This window comes from Nocardiopsis sp. Huas11 (assembly GCF_003634495.1).
Taxonomy (GTDB): domain Bacteria; phylum Actinomycetota; class Actinomycetes; order Streptosporangiales; family Streptosporangiaceae; genus Nocardiopsis.
This window is the reverse complement of the sequence record NZ_RBKY01000001.1, coordinates 4,552,967-4,569,941: the sequence shown is the minus strand read 5'-3', so window position 1 is coordinate 4,569,941 and position 16,975 is coordinate 4,552,967. Positions and strand designations below refer to the sequence as shown.

Sequence of the window (16,975 nt, the reverse complement as noted above, 5' to 3'; positions counted from 1 at the left end):
GGCTGTTGTGCGCGCTCGCGGCGATCACAGGGATGGTCGCGGGGCTGGCGTCCGGGCTGTTCGTCTTCACGTGGAACGAGTGGAACAGTCCGTCGTTCGGCGCCTTCATCGTGCCGCCCGCGTTGCTGGGCTGGTCGGCTCTCCGGCCACGGCACGCAGCGGTGGTCGGTGCGGTCGCCCTCGCTGCGACCGTCGCCGGCCACTTCATCGGCGCTCAATGCACCGACTATGACCAGAACGACCTAACGACCTGGAGTACCGCGCCTGGGCTGCGATCAGTGTGGTCCTGGGCCCGTTGCTGGGCCGGCTGGGTCACACGATCCGTTCCCCCAGGCTCATCGCACGAGCCTGTGTAGCGGGTGTGCTCGTGGCGTGGATCTGTGTCCCTCTGGCGCGCGGGCGGAGGCCTGTAGAGCCCAGGCCCGACTCATGCGAGGACCTCGCGGGGTGTGCCATCGGGCTCCGTCAACGGGACAGCCGGGGTGCACGAGTCGAACAGTCCAGGTCCGCGGACTCACTTGGCGTCGATGTGCCCCTGCTCCAGGACCTCGCCGGGGCGGATCTGCCCGGTGGCGAGCGCGTGCGCGGTCTCGCTCATCCTGGCGTGCTGACTACGCGCGTAGCGGCGCAGTGCTTGGAAGGCCTGCTCCATGTCGAGCCCTCCGGCGTGGGCGAGGAGCCCCTTGGCCTGTTCGATCGTGATCCGGCTGTTGAGCGCGCCCTGGAGCTGTTCGGTGAGTACCTCGCTGTGGCGGATCGTGCGTTCCTGGAGCATGCCGATCGTGGCGATGTCGGCCAGCGCCCGGGCCACCTTCGCGTCCTCGTCCGACAGGCCGCCGGGACGCTGGTTGAACAGGTTCAGCGATCCGATGACCTCGCCGCGCAAGCGCATCGGAACCGCGTGTACGGCCGAGAAACCCTGTTCCAGGGCCTGGGGCGTGAAGACGGGCCAGCGCTCCGTGGCCGCGGACAGGTCCGCGACGGTCACCACCACACCGGTCTGGAAGGCATCGACACAGGGACCCTCGTCGGTCTGGATCTGGAACAGCTCCAGCACGCGGGTGCGCTCGTTGGAGGAGGCGACCAGTTGCAGGCTGCCCCGCTGGTCGGACAGCATCAGTCCCGCCGCGGAGACGTTCAGCAGGTCGACGCAGTGCGCGGCGAGCTGGTGCAGCACCTCGGGGACGTCGTAGTCGTCGACCAGGGTGTCGGCCAACTGGACGAAGGCGCCCACCAGATCCGACTCCCGCCGCGTGCCCGAAGGTCGTGAGTCGTTCATGAGGTGCCCTTTCGCTCCAGCTGTGACGATACTCTGCCCAATGCTCTGCTCAGTGGCCTTCCCCATGGCCCTTGCGGTTCTCAGCGCCCGCTCCTCACAGTTCGATGTCGGCCGGGACGAGTCGGCCCGAGACCAGGTCGTCGGCGATCTCGTCCACCATGCGGCCGACCGCGAACGCGTGAGCACGGAGCCTCGCGAGCGCCTGCTCCGCCGAAACGCCCAGTCCGGAGATCAGCATCCCGGTGGCCTGGTGGATCTGGGCGCGTTCCCGGGACAGGCGCAGGACCCCTTCCCCGTGGAATGCGTCCACTCTCAGGGTCAGCAGTGCCAACGTGGCGATGTCGACGATGCGCAAAGCGGTGGTCACCTCTTCGGCGGTCAGCCATCCCGGCTCGCCGCGGTACAGGTCCACCCCCCCGATACCGATCGCTCCGCGCTGTAGGGGAAAGGCGAAGACCGCGCCGACCGGATAGGCGCCGATCTCGCCGGCGAACACCGGCCAGCGCGACCCCCGATGGGCGGCGAGGTCGGAGACCAGGACCGGTCTGCGCCCCTCGTAGGCCTCGAAGGACGGCCCCTCCCCCAGGCTGCACTGCAACCGCTGGATCCGGTCGCTCACTTCGTCGCTCGCGTACAGCGTCTCCCGCGTTCGGGCGCCGCCCGCCAGCGAGATCGAGACACCGTCGACCGGGAGCAGGTGAGTGGACACCTCTCCGACCAGAGCCAGCACGTCCGCTCCACCAGAATCGGCGGCCAGTGCCGCGGCCACGGCGGACCACACCCGTTGGAGTGACTCCTCCGGGCTCTCGGGAACGCTCACTGGCTGGGCACCGCTTTCCCTTGTGGTCGGCGGAAGCGGCCGGCGGCCGACACCGGGGGTACTCGGAGTACGACCGGTAAAGAGAACCAGGCGCCGAGAGCCGGCCGAGAGCCGCTTGCAGCAACTCTGTCACAGAAGCCGCCGGATCGAAGCGCGTTTGCGCGAACTTCCCCGCACGTGCTAATTGTTGGGCGCTTTCTTCGCGCCCCGCACATCACCATGCCAGGGTACGAATTCAAGGTGTACTGCCCCAGAAGACCGGCGGTCGACAGACACGTGTCCGACGACTGAAGGGGCTACGCCCGTGCCGACTTCCCTCCACTCCAGCCCGTATGTCGGAGTCGACGATCTGTTGACACGCACGGGTTCCGGTGATGAGCGGGCATTCGCGGCTCTGTACGATCACGGCGCGACCATGGTGCGCGGCCTCGTCCTGCGTGCCCTGCGCGATCGCGCGGTGTCCACCGAGGTGACCCGGGCGGTATGGGTGCGGGTGTGGCGCTCGGCCGGCCGGTACACACCCGACCAGGGGCCGGCGATCGCCTGGGTGATGGCGCTGGCGCACCGCACGGTCGTCGAGCGGATCCGCTCCGCCCGGCGCGACACCACGTCCGCCCGCGTCGACTTCACCCGCACCGGACACGTCGACTGCACACGCACCGGACACGTCGGCTCCGGACCGGGTTCGGTGTCCTCTCCCTTGATGGCCGCGCGGCGCAGAGCCGTCCTCCAGGCCTACTACGAGGGGCGCACCACCGAACAGATCAGTGCCACCCTCGGGATACCGCACGGGACCGTGGCGATCATGGTCCACTCCGGACTGTTGTACCTGCGGGCGCACCTGCGCCTGGCGGACAACACCGCCGTGGACGTGGGCGGCCTCGACACCACCGTCGACGCCAAGCGTGGGGAGCACGCCCGATGAGCGTTGACACGACCTGCGCCGCACCCGCCTTCGTGGACGTCGAGCGCAGTGTGGAGCTCGGCTCTACCGAGCACGCCTGTGACGTGCTCTTCCGCTGCTGGCGGGACGAGGCCGGGGGAGAGGCCCAGGACGCGGCACCCGATGGCCGGCGTTCCCTGTTCGGTGGCGGGGCCGACCACCGGGCGCTGATGGCGGCGTTGCGTCGGCTGCCTCCGCGGGAGCGCCGCGTCGTGCGCATGCGGCTGTCCCTGCACGGGTCCACCGACACCATCGCCGCCGCTCTGGATCTGCCCCCGTCCCATGTCTCGCGGCTGCTGGTCCAGGGCCTGGCCCGAGTCCGCGACGAGCTCATGACCTGACCGGTTCACCGCGTTCCGCTGGCGTGGGAATCACCACCTGGCGGTGGCGTCCACGGCCGATGGAGACGACCGCGCGAGGCGGGTTCGGTTTCGCGCACAGGTCCGGGCAGCGCACCGCGCCGGTGGTGCGCGCCCGGGCTTTTGCCGGCCTTCCCAGAGCGTTGTGGCCGTGTTACGTTCTGCTTTCGGACACAGTTTGGTAAGCGCTTACCGCTGCATTTCTCGCCCGCACCCGGCGAAGCGGGTCCCCACCCCGCCTCCGCCGTCCCGAGAGAAGGAAGCCATGCGACCCCCCACTCACCGACGGCACGGGACCGTCACCCTCCCACTCACCGCCGCGGCGGCCGCGCTCGGCCTCGGCGCACTCGCCCTCACCGCGATCGGCGACGACACCACCGCCGCGACCTCCTCCTCCGCCACCGACATCGTCGAAGCCAGACAGGCGGAGAACCTCGACCGGGGCGTCGTCAGCGTCGCCGGCGCCGACGGCAACCTCGTCACCTGGCGCCTCCTCGGCGACGATGACCCCGCGACCGCCTTCAACGTCTACCGCGACGGCGAACTCATCACCCCCGAACCCCTCACCGGGGCCACCAACCACCTCGACGCCGGCGCTTCCTCCGGCGCCGCCTACACGGTCGCCGCCGTCGTCGACGGCGAGGAGCAGCCCACGTCGGCCCCCTCGCTGGCCTTCGCCGACGGCCACCTCGACGTCCCCCTGGACCGCCCCCAGGGCGGCAGCGTGCACGGCTCCGACTACACCTACGACGCCAACGACGCCTCCGTGGGCGACCTCGACGGCGACGGACAGTACGAAATCGTCCTCAAGTGGGACCCCACCAACGCCAAGGACAACAGCCAGAGCGGCCACACGGGGCCCGTGCTCATCGACGCGTACTCGCTCGACGGCACCCGCCTGTGGCGCATCGACCTGGGCGTGAACATCCGTGCGGGCGCCCACTACACCCAGTTCCAGGTGTACGACTACGACGGCGACGGCAGCGCCGAGGTCGCCATGAAGACCGCGGACGGCACCCGTGACGGGGAGGGGACGGTCATCGGCGACGCCGGGGCCGACCACCGCAACTCGGGCGGGTACGTGCTCAGCGGCCCCGAGTACCTGACGGTGTTCGAAGGCACCACCGGCCGGGCCCTGGACACCGCCGACTACGTGCCCGCGCGCGGCAACGTCGCGGACTGGGGCGACGGCTACGGCAACCGCGTCGACCGGTTCCTGGCAGGTACCGCCTACCTGGACGGCGAACAGCCCAGCATGGTGTTCTCCCGCGGCTACTACACCCGCGCGGTCGTCGCCGCGTGGGACTTCCGCGACGGCCGGCTGTCCCAGCGGTGGGTCTTCGACTCCGACGACTCCGGCAACGGCGGCTACGCCGGGCAGGGCTTCCACAGCCTGTCCATCGCCGACGCCGACGGCGACGGGCGCGACGAGGTCATGTTCGGCGCCGCCGCCATCGACGACGACGGCACCGGCCTGTGGGAGACCGGGTACGGCCACGGGGACGCGCTGCACGTGGGCGACTTCCTCCCCGACCGACCCGGACTGGAGGTGTACGGCGTGAGCGAGAACAGCACGCCGCCGGCCGCCTGGCTCGTCGACGCCGCCACCGGAGAGGCGCTGTGGGAACTCGGTTCGGGCGGCGACAACGGGCGCGGAGTGGCCGGGGACGTCTGGGCTGACCACCCGGGAGCGGAGTTCTGGTCCTCCAACGTGTCGGGCCTGCGCGGCGCCGGCGGCGAGGAGATCGGGGCCAAGCCGGGCTCCGCCAACTTCCTGGTGTGGTGGGACGGCGACCAGAGCCGCGAGCTGCTCGACCGGACCCAGATCGACAAGTACGGCCCCGACGGTGGCACCCGCCTGCTCACCGGTGAGGGCGTCGCGTCCAACAACGGCACCAAGGCCACCCCCGCCCTGTCCGGCGACATCCTCGGTGACTGGCGTGAGGAGGTCGTCTGGCGCACCAGCGACAACTCCGCCCTGCGGATCTACTCCACCCCGCACGAGACGGACCTGCGCGTCCCCACCCTCGTGCACGACTCTCAGTACAGGGTGGCGCTGGCCTGGCAGAACACCGCCTACAACCAGCCCCCGCACCCGTCGTTCGCCCTCGGGGAAGGCACGACCGGCGCGCCCTGAACGGACGACTGACGCCCGGTGCCTGTGAGCCCGGGACGCCGCGCCCGCCCTCCGTTCCGTGGGGGCGGGCGCGGCCACCCCCGCACCTGCTCCCGACGGGGTCCGGCGCTGCGTCCCCGTTTGCCGTCGGTCACAGGCGAGGAACAGCGGCTCATCGTCGGGTGCTGACTCCTTGACATGTCATCCCACCTGCACGGCTCTCTCCCCCGAAGGGGACACGTGCGACGGGCCGCGGGTGTAGGCCGCCTTGGCCCGCTCGATGGTCGCGGTCGCGACAGGCCACTCTGAAAGGTCTCAGATGTCCCGTGGGATCGCGCGACTCTAGGGTGTTGGCACACCGACCCCCCGGAGGAGTCCATGGGACGCACCCCCCTCGTCGCGGACGAGGATCCCCTGCGCATCGGCGACTACTGGCTCGCCGGCCGGCTGGGCGAGGGCGGTCAGGCGGTCGTCTACGAGGCCTACGACTCCGCCGGCCGCCGGGTCGCCCTCAAGGCCCTGCGCGGCGGAGGCGCGTTCGGCCGTCCGCTGCGCCGCGAGGTGGAGGCCGCACACCGTGTGGCCCCCTTCTGCACCGCACCGGTACTCGCCGCCGATCTGATGGGCGACCGGCCCCACATCGTCAGTGAGTTCGTGAACGGCCCCAGCCTGCACGAGGCCATCATGGAACACGGGCCCCTGGGACCGGAACCGCTACATCGGCTGGCCGTGGGCATCATCACCGCGGTGGCGGCGATCCACCAGGCCGGGGTGGTCCACCGCGACCTCAAGCCGGGGAACGTGCTCCTGGGCCCGGACGGGCCGCGGGTGATCGACTTCGGCATCGCGCGGATCCTCACGGACTCGGGGACGGTGTCCCACGGCCAGGTCGGAACCCTGCGCTACATGGCTCCGGAGCAGGTCGAGGGCGAGCGCGCCGGTCCACCGTCCAGCCCCTCCCGGATGCCCTGGTCGACCACGGGTCTGGCCTGCCGCATCCCGATCTGGTGCATCTTGGCGACGACCGCGTCGGCGAGCACGTCGCCGGCGGTCATCGCCCACTGCATGAGGTCGGCTCGGGCCTGGCCGAACTGGGCCAGGGCAGTCGACCGCCCCGCCCGTTCCGTCGGCCACGGATTCTGCTCGGTCAAGATCTCTCCTTGGAGGGTGTCGGCCGTCCGCCCGGGGGTGTGCCCACAGGTTCCGACCTGGGCGGACGGCGTGAGACCGGGGCATTCGGGTCTGTCGGACCCGAGGGTGCGTCGACCCGAGCCGGTCAGCCGTGGGCTCCTGCCAGCGGCCGGTCCGGGGAGCCGTGGGGTTCGCCGCTCGCGGCGATGTCGGTCAGCACCTCGGCGGCGGCGAGCTCGTCACGCGCGGCGAGGCGGTCGAAGCCGGTGACGGCCGGGTGGACGTAGCCGCCCAGGGTCGCGATGAGGATCGCCCCGACCACGAGGACACCCATCAGGACGGGGATGACGGGGTCGTAGGAGCCCAGCAGGTCGTACCCCAGCCCGAGGAGCAGCGGCCCGAGCGCGCTCCCCAGGAGGAACGCGGCCTGGACCAGGCCCAGGATCCGACCGAAGTGGCGTGTGCCCAGGTAGCGGGTGATGAGCAGGGCGAGCAGATCGCCCTCGATGCCGAAGGCGATGCCGATGAAGGCGACCGCGGCCACGGCACCGTTGAAGGGCGGTTCCAGGAAGAACATGCCCGCGATCGGAGCGATCATCACGATCGGACCGATGACGCACGCGTGCACGCGGTCGAGGAGGAGGCCGCCGACCACCCGGCCCACGAGCGAGGCGAGACCGAAGACGACCAGCAGGGTGCCCGCCTGGTCGGAGGTCAGCCCGCGGTCGGTCATCATCGGCACGAGGTGGACCTGGAGGCCGTAGACCACGACCCCGGCCAGACCCAGTCCGACCGCGATGGCCCAGAACCGCCGGGTGCGGAGCGCCTCGCCGACCGTCAGACCGGGGAGTTCGAGGCGGACGTCGCGGCCCTCCACCCGGGTCTCCCGGACGAGCCGTCCACGGACGTGGTGTTCTGCGCGGGCCCGCACGAACAGGGTGACCATCGTGACCGACACCAGGACCGAGATCAGGGCCATAAGAACGTACGCCGACCGCCATCCGACGCTGTCGATGAGCGCTCCGGCCAGGAGCGGGGCCAGGGCCATGCCCAGCCCGATGATGCCCGTCACCACTCCGACGGCGAGGGCGCGGTTGTTGTCGAACCAGCTCACCACCGCCCTGGTGGCGGGCACGGCCGTCCCGGCCCCGAAGAAGCCCACGAAGAAGCACGGGACGAGGTAGACCCACTCGACCGGCGGCACCAGTCCGATCAGGGCCATCGAGGCCGCGAACAGCACGAACCCCGGCACGAGGATGTAGCGCGCGGCGAAGCGGTCCACGAGCTGCGCGACGACGACCAGGCCGATCGCCATCCCGACCGCCGCGACCGAGAACGCCCCGGTGACGGTCGTGCGGCTGAAGCCGGTGTCCTCGACGATCGGCAGCACGAACAGGCCGATGGTGGCCAGGTACATCTGGGGGCCGACGGCGTTGGCGGTACCGCTGCCGACGATCACCCACCAGGGACTCCTGGGTCTGGGCGTGCGGGGGGCGGTCGTGCTCATGCGGTCTCCGTGGGTTGTGGGGTGGTCGCGTCGGCGGCGGTCAGGAGGCGGGGAAGGAGACCTTGGTCAACTCCTCCGAGGACCGCCACACGCGCGCGGCCTCCGCCTCACTGCGCAGCGGCGGGTACAGCCGCTGTTCGGACGGCGGGCCGCCCAGCCTCCCGAGGCCGCTGGGGCTGTAGAGCGCTCCCTGCTTGGCGTCGGGGCCGGTCGCGGCCATCACGGCGGGCAGCGCCGCCGTCTCGACGGTGCCCGCCAGGATCCCGCGCTCGGACAGCGCCCGGATCCGGCGGATGTGCGGGGTGTCCTCGCCGCGGCCGAGCTCGGGGCGGGCCGCGAGGAGGCTGGTCGGGGCCACCCCGGGGTGGGACAGGTTGCTGGTGATACCCCACCCGCGGTCCCGGCTGCGTCGTTCCAGTTCGAGGCCGAAGAGTCCGAACGCGATCTTGGACTGGACGTAGGCCCGCATGACGTCGTAGGAGCGCTCCCAGTTCAGGTCGTCCCAGTTGATGGCACCACGGCGCGCGGCGATGCTGATCTGCGAGGTCACCCGTGCCCGGCCGGCACGCAGCAGCGGCAGGAGGTGGCCCACCAGGGCGAAGTGGCCGAGGTGGTTGGTGCCGAACTGGATCTCGTAACCGTCGGCCGTGGTGAGCCGGCTCGGGGGCCTCATCACGCCGGCGTTGTTGATCAGGATGTTGATCGGCCTGCCCTCCTCGTGCAGGGCGTCGCCGAGGGCGGCGACCGAGTCGAGCGAGGCCAGGTCGAGGCTGCGCAGCGAGACGTCGGCGCCGGGTGCGGCGTGCCGGATCTCGGCGATCGCGGCCTCGCCCTTGCGCTGGTTGCGCACGGGGATGATCACCTCGGCGCCCGCTTCGGCCAGCCGCCTGGCTATCCCCAGACCCATGCCGTCGCTCGCGCCGGTGACGACGGCGCGTTTCCCGGTCAGAGCCGGCACGGTGAGATCGATGGGTCCACGTGGCATGGTCCTGCTCCTTCATCTGGTGACTGTGGGTGCGCCGGCGTGCTCTCGTCGCCGGGGCGAACCGGAGAACCGGAACTCTCGGCCGGTGCGGGTGATCCCGGTGAGGGTGATCCTGCGGGCGACCACGATGCCGAGGCCGTCGAAGGCGTCGATCGCGGTCGCCCGCCCCCGGCGGTCGGCGACGACACGTCCCCGTGCCTGCCCCGGTTCCGGTCCGGCTTGGGATCAATCCTCGTGGGGCGGCACGGACCTATCCAGGACCTACCGATCACAGGCTCGCCAGACCGCCCCGGCGGCGCTCCGTATGGGGGGATCGACAGGTCGTGGCTACCGGCGTCCGCACACGGTAGACAAGGCAGTGCACACGAGACAGCACTCGAGAGGGGCGTCGTGATCGATCGCACCGGGCTGGCGGAGTTCCTCCGCAGTCGGCGTCAGGCACTGCAACCGGAGGACGTCGGCCTGCCGCGCGGACAGCGCCGCAGGACCAACGGGCTACGGCGGGAGGAGGTCGCTGCGCTGTGCCACATGTCGGCCGACTACTACTCCCGTCTGGAGCGGGAGCGCGGCCCTCAGCCCTCCCAACGGATGCTCGCCTCGATCGCCCAGGGCCTGCACATGTCGCTCGACGAGCGCGACCACCTGTTCCGCCTGGCCGGCCACAACCCGCCCGTCAGGGGCACGTCGAACGAGCACATCAGTCCCGGGCTCCTGCGCGTACTCGACCGCCTGGACGACACACCCGCCGAGATCTCCAACGAGCTCGGCGAAACACTGCGGCAGTCCCCCATGGGCGTCGCGCTGACCGGGGACACGACGCGGTACACCGGGCCTGCCCGTAGCGCGGGGTACCGGTGGTTCACCGATCCCGGCTCCCGGGAGATCTACGCTCCGGAGGAGCACGCGTTCCTGACGCGGATGTACGCCGCGGGGCTGCGTGAGCTCGTCACCCTCCGCGGCCCCGAGTCCCGTGCCGCCCATCTGGCCGAGCTGCTGCTCTCGCGCAGCGAGGAGTTCCGCCGGGTGTGGAGTGACCACGAGATCGGAGTACGTCCCCACGAGGTCAAGCACTTCGTCCACCCCGAGGTCGGCGCGCTGGAGTTGAACTGCCAGCGGCTGGTCGACCCGGGCCAGGCCCACCACCTGATGGTCTACACCGCCGTCCCTGGTTCGGAGAGCTACGAGAAACTCCAGGTGCTGTCGGTCATCGGCACGCAGACTCTCCACTGACGCCGGGCAGATTTCGCCGAGGCCCTGGGCGGGGAAGAGCCTGCCGTCGCGCCTATCATGGAATTCGAGAAATTCCTTCTCGAGCATCGACCTCGGTGGAGAGGGCCACATATGCCGACAACACACCCCACGGTGGTCATCACGGGCGGGACCGGCGGCATGGGGCTGGCAACGGCAAGGCTCATGGGGCACGACCACCGGATCGTGCTGGCGGACCTCGACCGGGCGCGCCTCGATGATGCGGTGAGCGAGCTTGCCACGTCCGGAGTCGAAGCGATCGGCGTGGTCTGCGACATCACCGACCAGGCATCCGTCGAGCGGCTGTTCCAGCGCGCGGAGTCCGAGGAAAGTCACGTTCGCGCGGTCGTCCACGCCGCCGGCGTCAGTCCGCACATGGGTACGGCCGAACGCATCGCCCGCATCAACGCGACCGGCACTGTCAACATCGCGCGGGCCTTCCTCGCCCGGGCCGCGGACGGCGACGCACTCGTCAATGTGGCATCGACCGCCGGACACAGCCTTCCCAAGCCCCTCATCCCGCTCCGTGCCTTCCGCCTCGCCGAGCACCGACCCGACGAGTTCGAGAAGGCGATCGTCAGGCGCGCGAGGTTCGCCGGCCGAAGGCTGACGCCCGGACTGGCCTACGCGATCAGCAAGAACTTCGTCCACTGGTACAGCCGTTTCCTGGCGGCCCGGTTCGGCGAACGGGGAGCGCGGGTCCTGTCCGTCTCCCCCGGAAGCTTCGATACCGAGATGGGCCGTCTGGAGAAGGACCACGGCGCCGGAGACCTGGTGAAGTCGGCAGCGATCAAGCGATTCGGCAAGCCCGAGGAGGTCGCGGCCGTTCTCGCGTTCTGCGCGAGTGAAGCCCCCGGCTATCTGACCGGTGTCGACATCCTGGTCGACGGGGGCACCAAGGCGGGGAAAGAGTTCGCGAGGGCCCAGAGGAGCGCTCTGTGAGGGGAAGGGCTCATGCCCGTCTCGTCCAGAGCGCGTTCGAGCGGCGAAGCCACCGCGGCGATGTCCGCGAGCATCAGCTCCGTTCCGCACTCTCTCCTCGTGACCGAGAGCTGTCCACGAGGTAGAAGCCACCCTTCCGCGCCTCTCGGTGAAGAGGCGAAGGTCTCGTCGCGAGCTGTCAGAAGGTGCGCTCGGCCGGCGTTCACTTCACCTTGGACGGCTCCTTGCGGACCAGCGCCCGGACCATGCCCAGCAGAACGGATTCCCGGTCTCGGATGACGGTGATCGAGCGGGCGATGCGCTCGGCTTCCTCCAGGAGGATTTGGGCCCGTTGCGGGTCGTGGTTCGCCGCCGCACCGGCGATCTCTCCCAGCGCCAAGGCCCTGTGATACTCCAGCGGTCGGGATGCCTCCCCCTGGCGGGGGAAGAACGTGGTGACGAACCGGTCGATGTGTTGTGTGCGGATGGAGCGGGCGATGCGCTCGGCACCGACCGGATCGAGTTTCGCCGCCACCCCGACCACCTTCTGCAACGCCTTGGCCCGGAGGTAGGGGTCGTTGACGAACCGGGAGATCCGTTCGGCCTCGGCGAGGTCGAGTCCCGCCATCACTTCCGCCAGGATTACCCGCTCCCGCGCCTGGATGTCGACGTTCTTGACGGAGCCGGTGACGCGATGGGCTTCGAGGAGCAGGGATCGGGCATGCTGCGGATCGATTTCCGCGACCACCCTCGCGAGCATCACCAGGTCCTCCGCCCGGCGGGGCGGGTGGGTGGTGGCCCGGGCCATGTGTTCGGCCTCCCCCAGCAGGGCCCGGGCCTCCTCTGGAGCGAACTCGACCACGACCCTTGCGACCGTTGCCAGATACCCGATTCGGTCGGGGCCGGGGATGGAGCGCGTGATGCGTAGGGCTTCTCGCAGCAGGGCACGGGCGTGCTGAGGGTCGGTTCCCGCGACCGCCTCCGCGACCCTCGCCAGAGGCCCCACCCTGACGGTGGAACTGCTGAGGGAGCCGATGATGCGTTCGGCCTCGGCCGGGTGGGTCCCTGCGAGCACGCTGGCGACGTCCCCCAACGCCCAAGTTCGGTCGAAACCGGTGAGGGAGCGGGCGATGCGTTCGGCCTCGGCCGGATCGAGTCTGGCGAGTACTCTCGCGACCTCTGTCAGCGGCGACCAGAGGTCGTAGTCAGTGACGGGACGCGCGAGGTTCTCGGCTTCACCGAGCAGTGCCCGAGCCCGCTCCGGCTCGATAGGAATGAGCGTTTCCGCGACCCTCACCAACGCTTCTACTCGGTCGCCGGTATCGGTGATGGAACGGCGGGCGATGCGCTCGACTTCGTCGAGCAAGGCTCGGGTGCGCTGCGGGTCGTGTTCCATGAAAGCCTCCGCGACCTCCGCCAACGTGTCTGCCCGGTCAGAGGGGTCGGTGATGGATCGGGCTATGCGTTCGGCCTCCAACCAGTGGCGTGGCGCCTCGCGGGCGCTACCCCCGTCACCACTGTCGTCGTTGCCGTCAGCCGGGCCGAAAGGGTTCGGAATGCCGGAGGAGCGTACTGGCCACAGGGTCACGGCCAGGGCCCCCGCGGCCACCGCCAGGGACGCGATGCCCGAGAGCTGGTTGAGCTCGTTCAGCCCCCACCCCAGAGCGGGGAAAAGGCGAGGAGTTGCCCAGACCGCCGCCAGCACCGAAGTGATCACGCCCAGAACCAGCACCCAGGCCGTTTTGTGTCCCATGGCACTGATTGTTCCTTGACTGCAGGGATCCAGGTAGATCTTGTCCTCCGAAACCACGGCAATCCACGCGGCACGGGAGAAGCCTTCACATCGGCCCGGGGCGGGCTCTGTTGGTCGGCGCGAGGGCCATCGGGAGTGGCCGCGCCCACCCGGGCCAGTCCTGTACCGGGGTGTTCCAGAACGGTCCAGGCGCCAGGCCGGCGGCCCAAGCGGATCCAGCTCGGGTCCGCAGAGACCCTCGTCCCGCACCTCACCACCGCCAGCCTCGGATCATCACCTCTTCGACCACCAACCCCAAAATCCATCCCCCGGCCAGAAAAAGCAGAACACCGATCCCACCCAAGAACAAGGAGGTCATGACACTGTTGAACGAGTCAACCGCACTCCCCTTACTCTTTTCCCATTTCCTCACCGCGAACGGAACCACGGAAAGCGAGGACCTTTGCATCGTGTCCCAATTCCTGTAGTTCCCGGTTCCTGCAAGGATCAAAAGCACGCCTGGAACCATGAACAAGAGGGACATCAGAACATAGACGAGCATCCACGGCTCCGATCATGACCGCTGAGGGCCATCCGAGAAGACAGAAGGAATACGGGCAGGACCGCTCCAAAGGACCCGAAGCAACCTACCTGGCCACCCCCGCCGTCCCGAATCCCTGGTCGAGCTGTCGACGAAGCCGGACCGGAACCGTCTGACGGTGGTGCCGGGAGATGATCGGGTTCGGCATCGTCCGCGTCGCCGAACGATGAACCCTCGCAGCGGATACGGCGTCCTACACCACATGCCCGACATCCCCCGCCCTCTTCCCAATGCCCAGGCGGCCGTGACGGGCGGATACGCCGCCACCATCTGGCGCTGGTGGGGCGACGACACCGATGGCGCCAGTGACCTCGAGCTGCGCGTGTGCCACGACACCTGCGCCGACGGGGCCAACACGACCGTGATCGACACGATCCCCTTCTCCTCCGACCGGATGGGCGTGACGTCCACTGTGGCACCTGTGGGCGACGGCCTCCTGGTCGCGGCCATCGACACCCCCACCAGGGACTCGATGGATCCGCCCACGGAGCCGTTGGGGCTCCTCGCCTACCACTGCGCGGATCTGGAGTGCGCCGCTCCCGAGCGGGTGAGGCTGCCGGATCTGCCGATGGCCGATGAGAACGTCTCCCCCTACCTCTACCAACTGCACCTGGGAGTCGTGAACGACGGTGCGTACTCGGTCCTGTTCCACGACCTGGAGTCCGGTACCACCAGCCTGGCGACCTGCCCCGACGTGGAGTGCGCCGCGCCGGTCGCGCGTGAGCTGCCCGAGCTCCACGGCGCTCGGGTCGCTGTGCGCCCGGACGGAACCCCGGCGATCACCCACGTCACGGGCGAGGGGGCGGTCCATCTGCTCGACTGTCAGGATGCGGGCTGCGCGGAATGGGAGACCAAGGAGATCGGCATCGGACACGAGGAGGACCCGGGGCTGACGGTCGACTCCCTGGGGCGGCCTCAGGTCGCCTTCTCGGGTGCGGATGGGGACACCCTCGTGTACGTGGCCTGTGCGGACACCGCCTGCTCGGAGTGGGAGACGACCGTGCCCTTCCACCATGGCGACGTCGCGCAGCCGTACCGGCGCGACGACTGGCGTGTCACCCGAGTCAGCCTGGACGCGGACGACCGGCCCACCCTGGTGCTCGGCCACGACGTCGTGCGGTGCGTGGAGCCCCATTGCGGGCTCCGACCATGACCTCAGGAGTGATGGACCCGGCGGAGCCGACCCAGGGAAGCGGGACACGGCAGGCGCGACGGGCCGCGAACCCCCGGCCCGGACGCCGAATCCCACCTCTGACGGCACACCCAGAGGCACCCGCCGGACGGAGACCGACACGATGGCCCGCTCCCATCCCTCCGACCCTCCCGCGACGCTCCCGCGCGTGCTCGGCGTCCTGTGGGCGCAGTACGCGCGCAGACCCGGCACCCTCCTGGTCACCGCCTCGGTGCCGATGCTGCTGGGATGGTTCGTGGTCCTGAGGGTCCGGCTCCTCACGCTCGACGACGCCCGCTGGATCGAGGGACGCCTCGTGTACGGCTCGTGGCTCGACGAACCCATCGCCTCGGTCCTGTGGACCGTCATGGGGGGTGTGGGGCTGCCCTTGGCCTACGCGCTGACCGCCGTCCTCATCGGCGGGCGCCTGCTAGGCCACCCCGTCCGCCTGCGTTCGGCCCTGGCCCTGGTCCTGCGCCGCTGGCCCCTGCTGCTCGGCTGGTGGTCGCTGGTGCTGTTCGGCGTCGTCCTCGTCGTCGGCGCGTTCTCGTTCGCGGCGTCGCTGCCCGAGGAGCTGCCGTCCATCGGCCCCATCGGTCTGGTGGAGATGTTGCAGGGCCTGGTGTTCGTGGTGGTGCTCCCCGCGCTGTTGGCCTCGTGGATGGTCCTGGTTCCGGTCGCGCTGCTGGAGGAGATCAGTGGCCGGGACGCTCTCGAGCGTGCCTGGGAACTGGGAGCCGAGCGCCGGATCCCCTTCCTCCTGTGCTCCGTACTCGTGCTCGCGCTGCTGGCCCTACCGGAGACCGCCGCGGCCCTGGTGTCGGGAACCCGGGGCGAGGCCACCGACGGCATCGTTCTCGGGCTGGCCGTGCAGGGCCTCGTGCTCGCACTCCTCGCGCCGCTCGCCGTGCTGACCGCGTGTGCACCGGCTCTCTGGCCGAGGGGCGGGGGCGACAGCCTCCGCCTCACTCCGACGCTGCGCGCCTCCTCCGTGCGAGAGACCCGGCCGCGTCGGCGTGTGGTCCTGGCAACGACCGCCCTCGCGGTGCTGGTGGCGCTTCCCCTGGGCGGCGCCCAAGCGATGGGTGAGCGCCTGGACCGTGTGCCCCGTGTGTCGATCGCCCGGGCCATGACCCCGATCGGGTGGGACGTGCTCCCCGACGGGTCGGGATACGCCGGCGTCGAAATCACGCTCGAGGAGGACGAGTCCGCCGAGTTCCATCTCGTCACGTGCGCCTTCGACTGCTCCGAGGGACCGGAGCGACGGGGTGTCGGCGACGTGCCCGAAGGGGTGGTGCCCGTCGCGGCGGCCGCGGTCCCCCTCGAAGGGGACATGCTCGTCGCGATGGCCTCCGTCCCCGAAGACCTCATACCCGAACGGAGCGAACCCGGAGGGCCCCGGCTCTCGGACGAGGAGCTCACGTTCGCCGCCACCCTGGACCTCTACCGGTGTTCGGACACCTCGTGCGCCGGACCGCGAACGCTCGACCTACCCGATCCGCCCAGCGTGACCGGGCGCGAGAACCACACCTCCGGCGATGTCAGGCTGTTCGCCTATAGGATGCGCCTGGCCGCCACGCAGGACGGTGCCTTCGCCGCGGTCCTGTACACGGACACCCTGCGTGAGGACGACCTCGGCGACGATCAGTACACCGCCCTGGTCGCCTGCCCCGACCCCGACTGCGGCGACCCGGCCGCCCGCGTACTGGAAGGGGCGGACAGCCCGCGTCTGGTCCTGGCCCCGGACGCCTCCCCCGTCATCACCCACCGGTCCCCGGAGACGGACGCCACCCACCTCCTCGTGTGCGGGGACCCCACGTGCGCGGAGCGGCGCACGCACCACCTCGACGGACCGTCGTCGCTCCACCCCCAGATCTCGGGGCGCCTCCCCACCCCGGACGTGGCCGTGGGGCCCTCCGGGCGCGCCCACGTGGCGAGCGTCGACACCGACGGTGAGAGATACCTGTACCGCTCCTGCACGGACGTCGACTGCACGGCGGTGGAGGCGGTGACGCTCATGGTGAACGACGACGTCCCCGGCATCCTGCGGAGCGAAGGAGGCATGTACCTGGACGCGGAGGAACGCCCCCGGGTGCTCGTCAGCGGCCGCCTGGTGAGCTGCGCGGACCCCTTCTGCGGTCTCTGAGGCTGATCTGGCGGGG

14 protein-coding genes and 1 pseudogene are annotated in these 16,975 nt (G+C 70.2%); 8 read left to right on the top strand and 7 right to left on the bottom strand.

Annotated features, from left to right (window positions below):
• Positions 1-514: 514 nt before the first annotated feature.
• Together DFP74_RS20545 and DFP74_RS20540 are read right to left on the bottom strand one after the other, a co-directional pair.
• Positions 515-1,279, bottom strand: coding sequence for a GAF and ANTAR domain-containing protein (locus DFP74_RS20545; protein WP_121183851.1), 765 nt, complete (start codon positions 1,277-1,279; stop codon positions 515-517).
• 94 nt (positions 1,280-1,373) lie between these two features.
• Complete coding sequence (locus DFP74_RS20540; RefSeq protein WP_121183849.1) at positions 1,374-2,099, bottom strand: GAF and ANTAR domain-containing protein; 726 nt, start codon at positions 2,097-2,099, stop codon at positions 1,374-1,376.
• Between the two features lie 304 nt (positions 2,100-2,403).
• Between DFP74_RS20540 and DFP74_RS20535 the strand changes: the two genes are divergently transcribed.
• The 4 genes and pseudogenes from DFP74_RS20535 to DFP74_RS35190 all read left to right on the top strand — a co-directional run.
• A complete protein-coding gene (locus DFP74_RS20535) occupies positions 2,404-3,024 on the top strand; it encodes a sigma factor (protein ID WP_121183847.1) in 621 nt (206 codons plus the stop codon).
• Positions 3,021-3,383 (top strand): sigma factor-like helix-turn-helix DNA-binding protein, encoded by a 363-nt coding sequence (locus DFP74_RS20530; protein WP_121183845.1) that lies wholly within the window; start codon positions 3,021-3,023, stop codon positions 3,381-3,383. The genes DFP74_RS20535 and DFP74_RS20530 overlap by 4 nt, the downstream gene beginning before the upstream one ends.
• A gap of 283 nt (positions 3,384-3,666) precedes the next feature.
• Positions 3,667-5,538 carry a rhamnogalacturonan lyase gene (locus DFP74_RS20525; RefSeq protein WP_121183843.1) on the top strand — a complete coding sequence of 624 codons (1,872 nt, stop codon included), beginning with the start codon at positions 3,667-3,669 and terminating at the stop codon, positions 5,536-5,538.
• A gap of 357 nt (positions 5,539-5,895) precedes the next feature.
• Positions 5,896-6,402 (top strand): annotated as a pseudogene (locus DFP74_RS35190) (protein kinase); the annotation flags it as partial.
• A 17-nt stretch (positions 6,403-6,419) separates the two neighbouring features.
• Here DFP74_RS35190 and DFP74_RS33320 read toward each other — a convergent pair.
• The 3 genes from DFP74_RS33320 to DFP74_RS20510 all read right to left on the bottom strand — a co-directional run bounded on the left by DFP74_RS33320 (position 6,420) and on the right by DFP74_RS20510 (position 9,140).
• Positions 6,420-6,668 (bottom strand): hypothetical protein, encoded by a 249-nt coding sequence (locus DFP74_RS33320; protein WP_233571066.1) that lies wholly within the window; start codon positions 6,666-6,668, stop codon positions 6,420-6,422.
• A 125-nt stretch (positions 6,669-6,793) separates the two neighbouring features.
• The gene (locus DFP74_RS20515) at positions 6,794-8,155 is read right to left on the bottom strand and encodes an MFS transporter (protein ID WP_233571065.1); all 1,362 of its coding nucleotides are present in this window, start codon (positions 8,153-8,155) and stop codon (positions 6,794-6,796) included.
• 40 nt (positions 8,156-8,195) lie between these two features.
• Positions 8,196-9,140 carry an SDR family oxidoreductase gene (locus tag DFP74_RS20510; RefSeq protein WP_121183838.1) on the bottom strand — a complete coding sequence of 315 codons (945 nt, stop codon included), beginning with the start codon at positions 9,138-9,140 and terminating at the stop codon, positions 8,196-8,198.
• Between the two features lie 390 nt (positions 9,141-9,530).
• Here DFP74_RS20510 and DFP74_RS20505 point away from each other — a divergent pair, with 390 nt between their 5' ends.
• Together DFP74_RS20505 and DFP74_RS20500 are read left to right on the top strand one after the other, a co-directional pair.
• On the top strand, positions 9,531-10,370 hold the full coding sequence (locus DFP74_RS20505) for a helix-turn-helix transcriptional regulator (RefSeq protein ID WP_121183836.1): 840 nt from the start codon (positions 9,531-9,533) through the stop codon (positions 10,368-10,370).
• A gap of 132 nt (positions 10,371-10,502) precedes the next feature.
• Entirely contained in the window at positions 10,503-11,330 is an 828-nt protein-coding gene (locus DFP74_RS20500; RefSeq protein WP_199725722.1) for an SDR family NAD(P)-dependent oxidoreductase, read from the top strand.
• Positions 11,331-11,532: 202 nt separating this feature from the next.
• On the opposite strand, the gene DFP74_RS20495 is transcribed toward DFP74_RS20500, so the two are convergent.
• Both DFP74_RS20495 and DFP74_RS20490 read right to left on the bottom strand, forming a co-directional pair.
• Positions 11,533-13,062 carry a hypothetical protein gene (locus DFP74_RS20495; RefSeq protein WP_121183833.1) on the bottom strand — a complete coding sequence of 510 codons (1,530 nt, stop codon included), beginning with the start codon at positions 13,060-13,062 and terminating at the stop codon, positions 11,533-11,535.
• 250 nt (positions 13,063-13,312) lie between these two features.
• Positions 13,313-13,603, bottom strand: a complete 291-nt coding sequence (locus DFP74_RS20490) for a hypothetical protein (protein ID WP_121183831.1) — start codon at positions 13,601-13,603, stop codon at positions 13,313-13,315.
• A gap of 241 nt (positions 13,604-13,844) precedes the next feature.
• Here DFP74_RS20490 and DFP74_RS20485 point away from each other — a divergent pair, with 241 nt between their 5' ends.
• Entirely contained in the window at positions 13,845-14,795 is a 951-nt protein-coding gene (locus DFP74_RS20485) for a hypothetical protein (RefSeq protein ID WP_121183829.1), read from the top strand.
• Positions 14,796-14,937: 142 nt separating this feature from the next.
• On the top strand, positions 14,938-16,959 hold the full coding sequence (locus tag DFP74_RS20480) for a hypothetical protein (protein ID WP_121183827.1): 2,022 nt from the start codon (positions 14,938-14,940) through the stop codon (positions 16,957-16,959).
• The last annotated feature ends 16 nt before the right edge of the window (positions 16,960-16,975 follow it).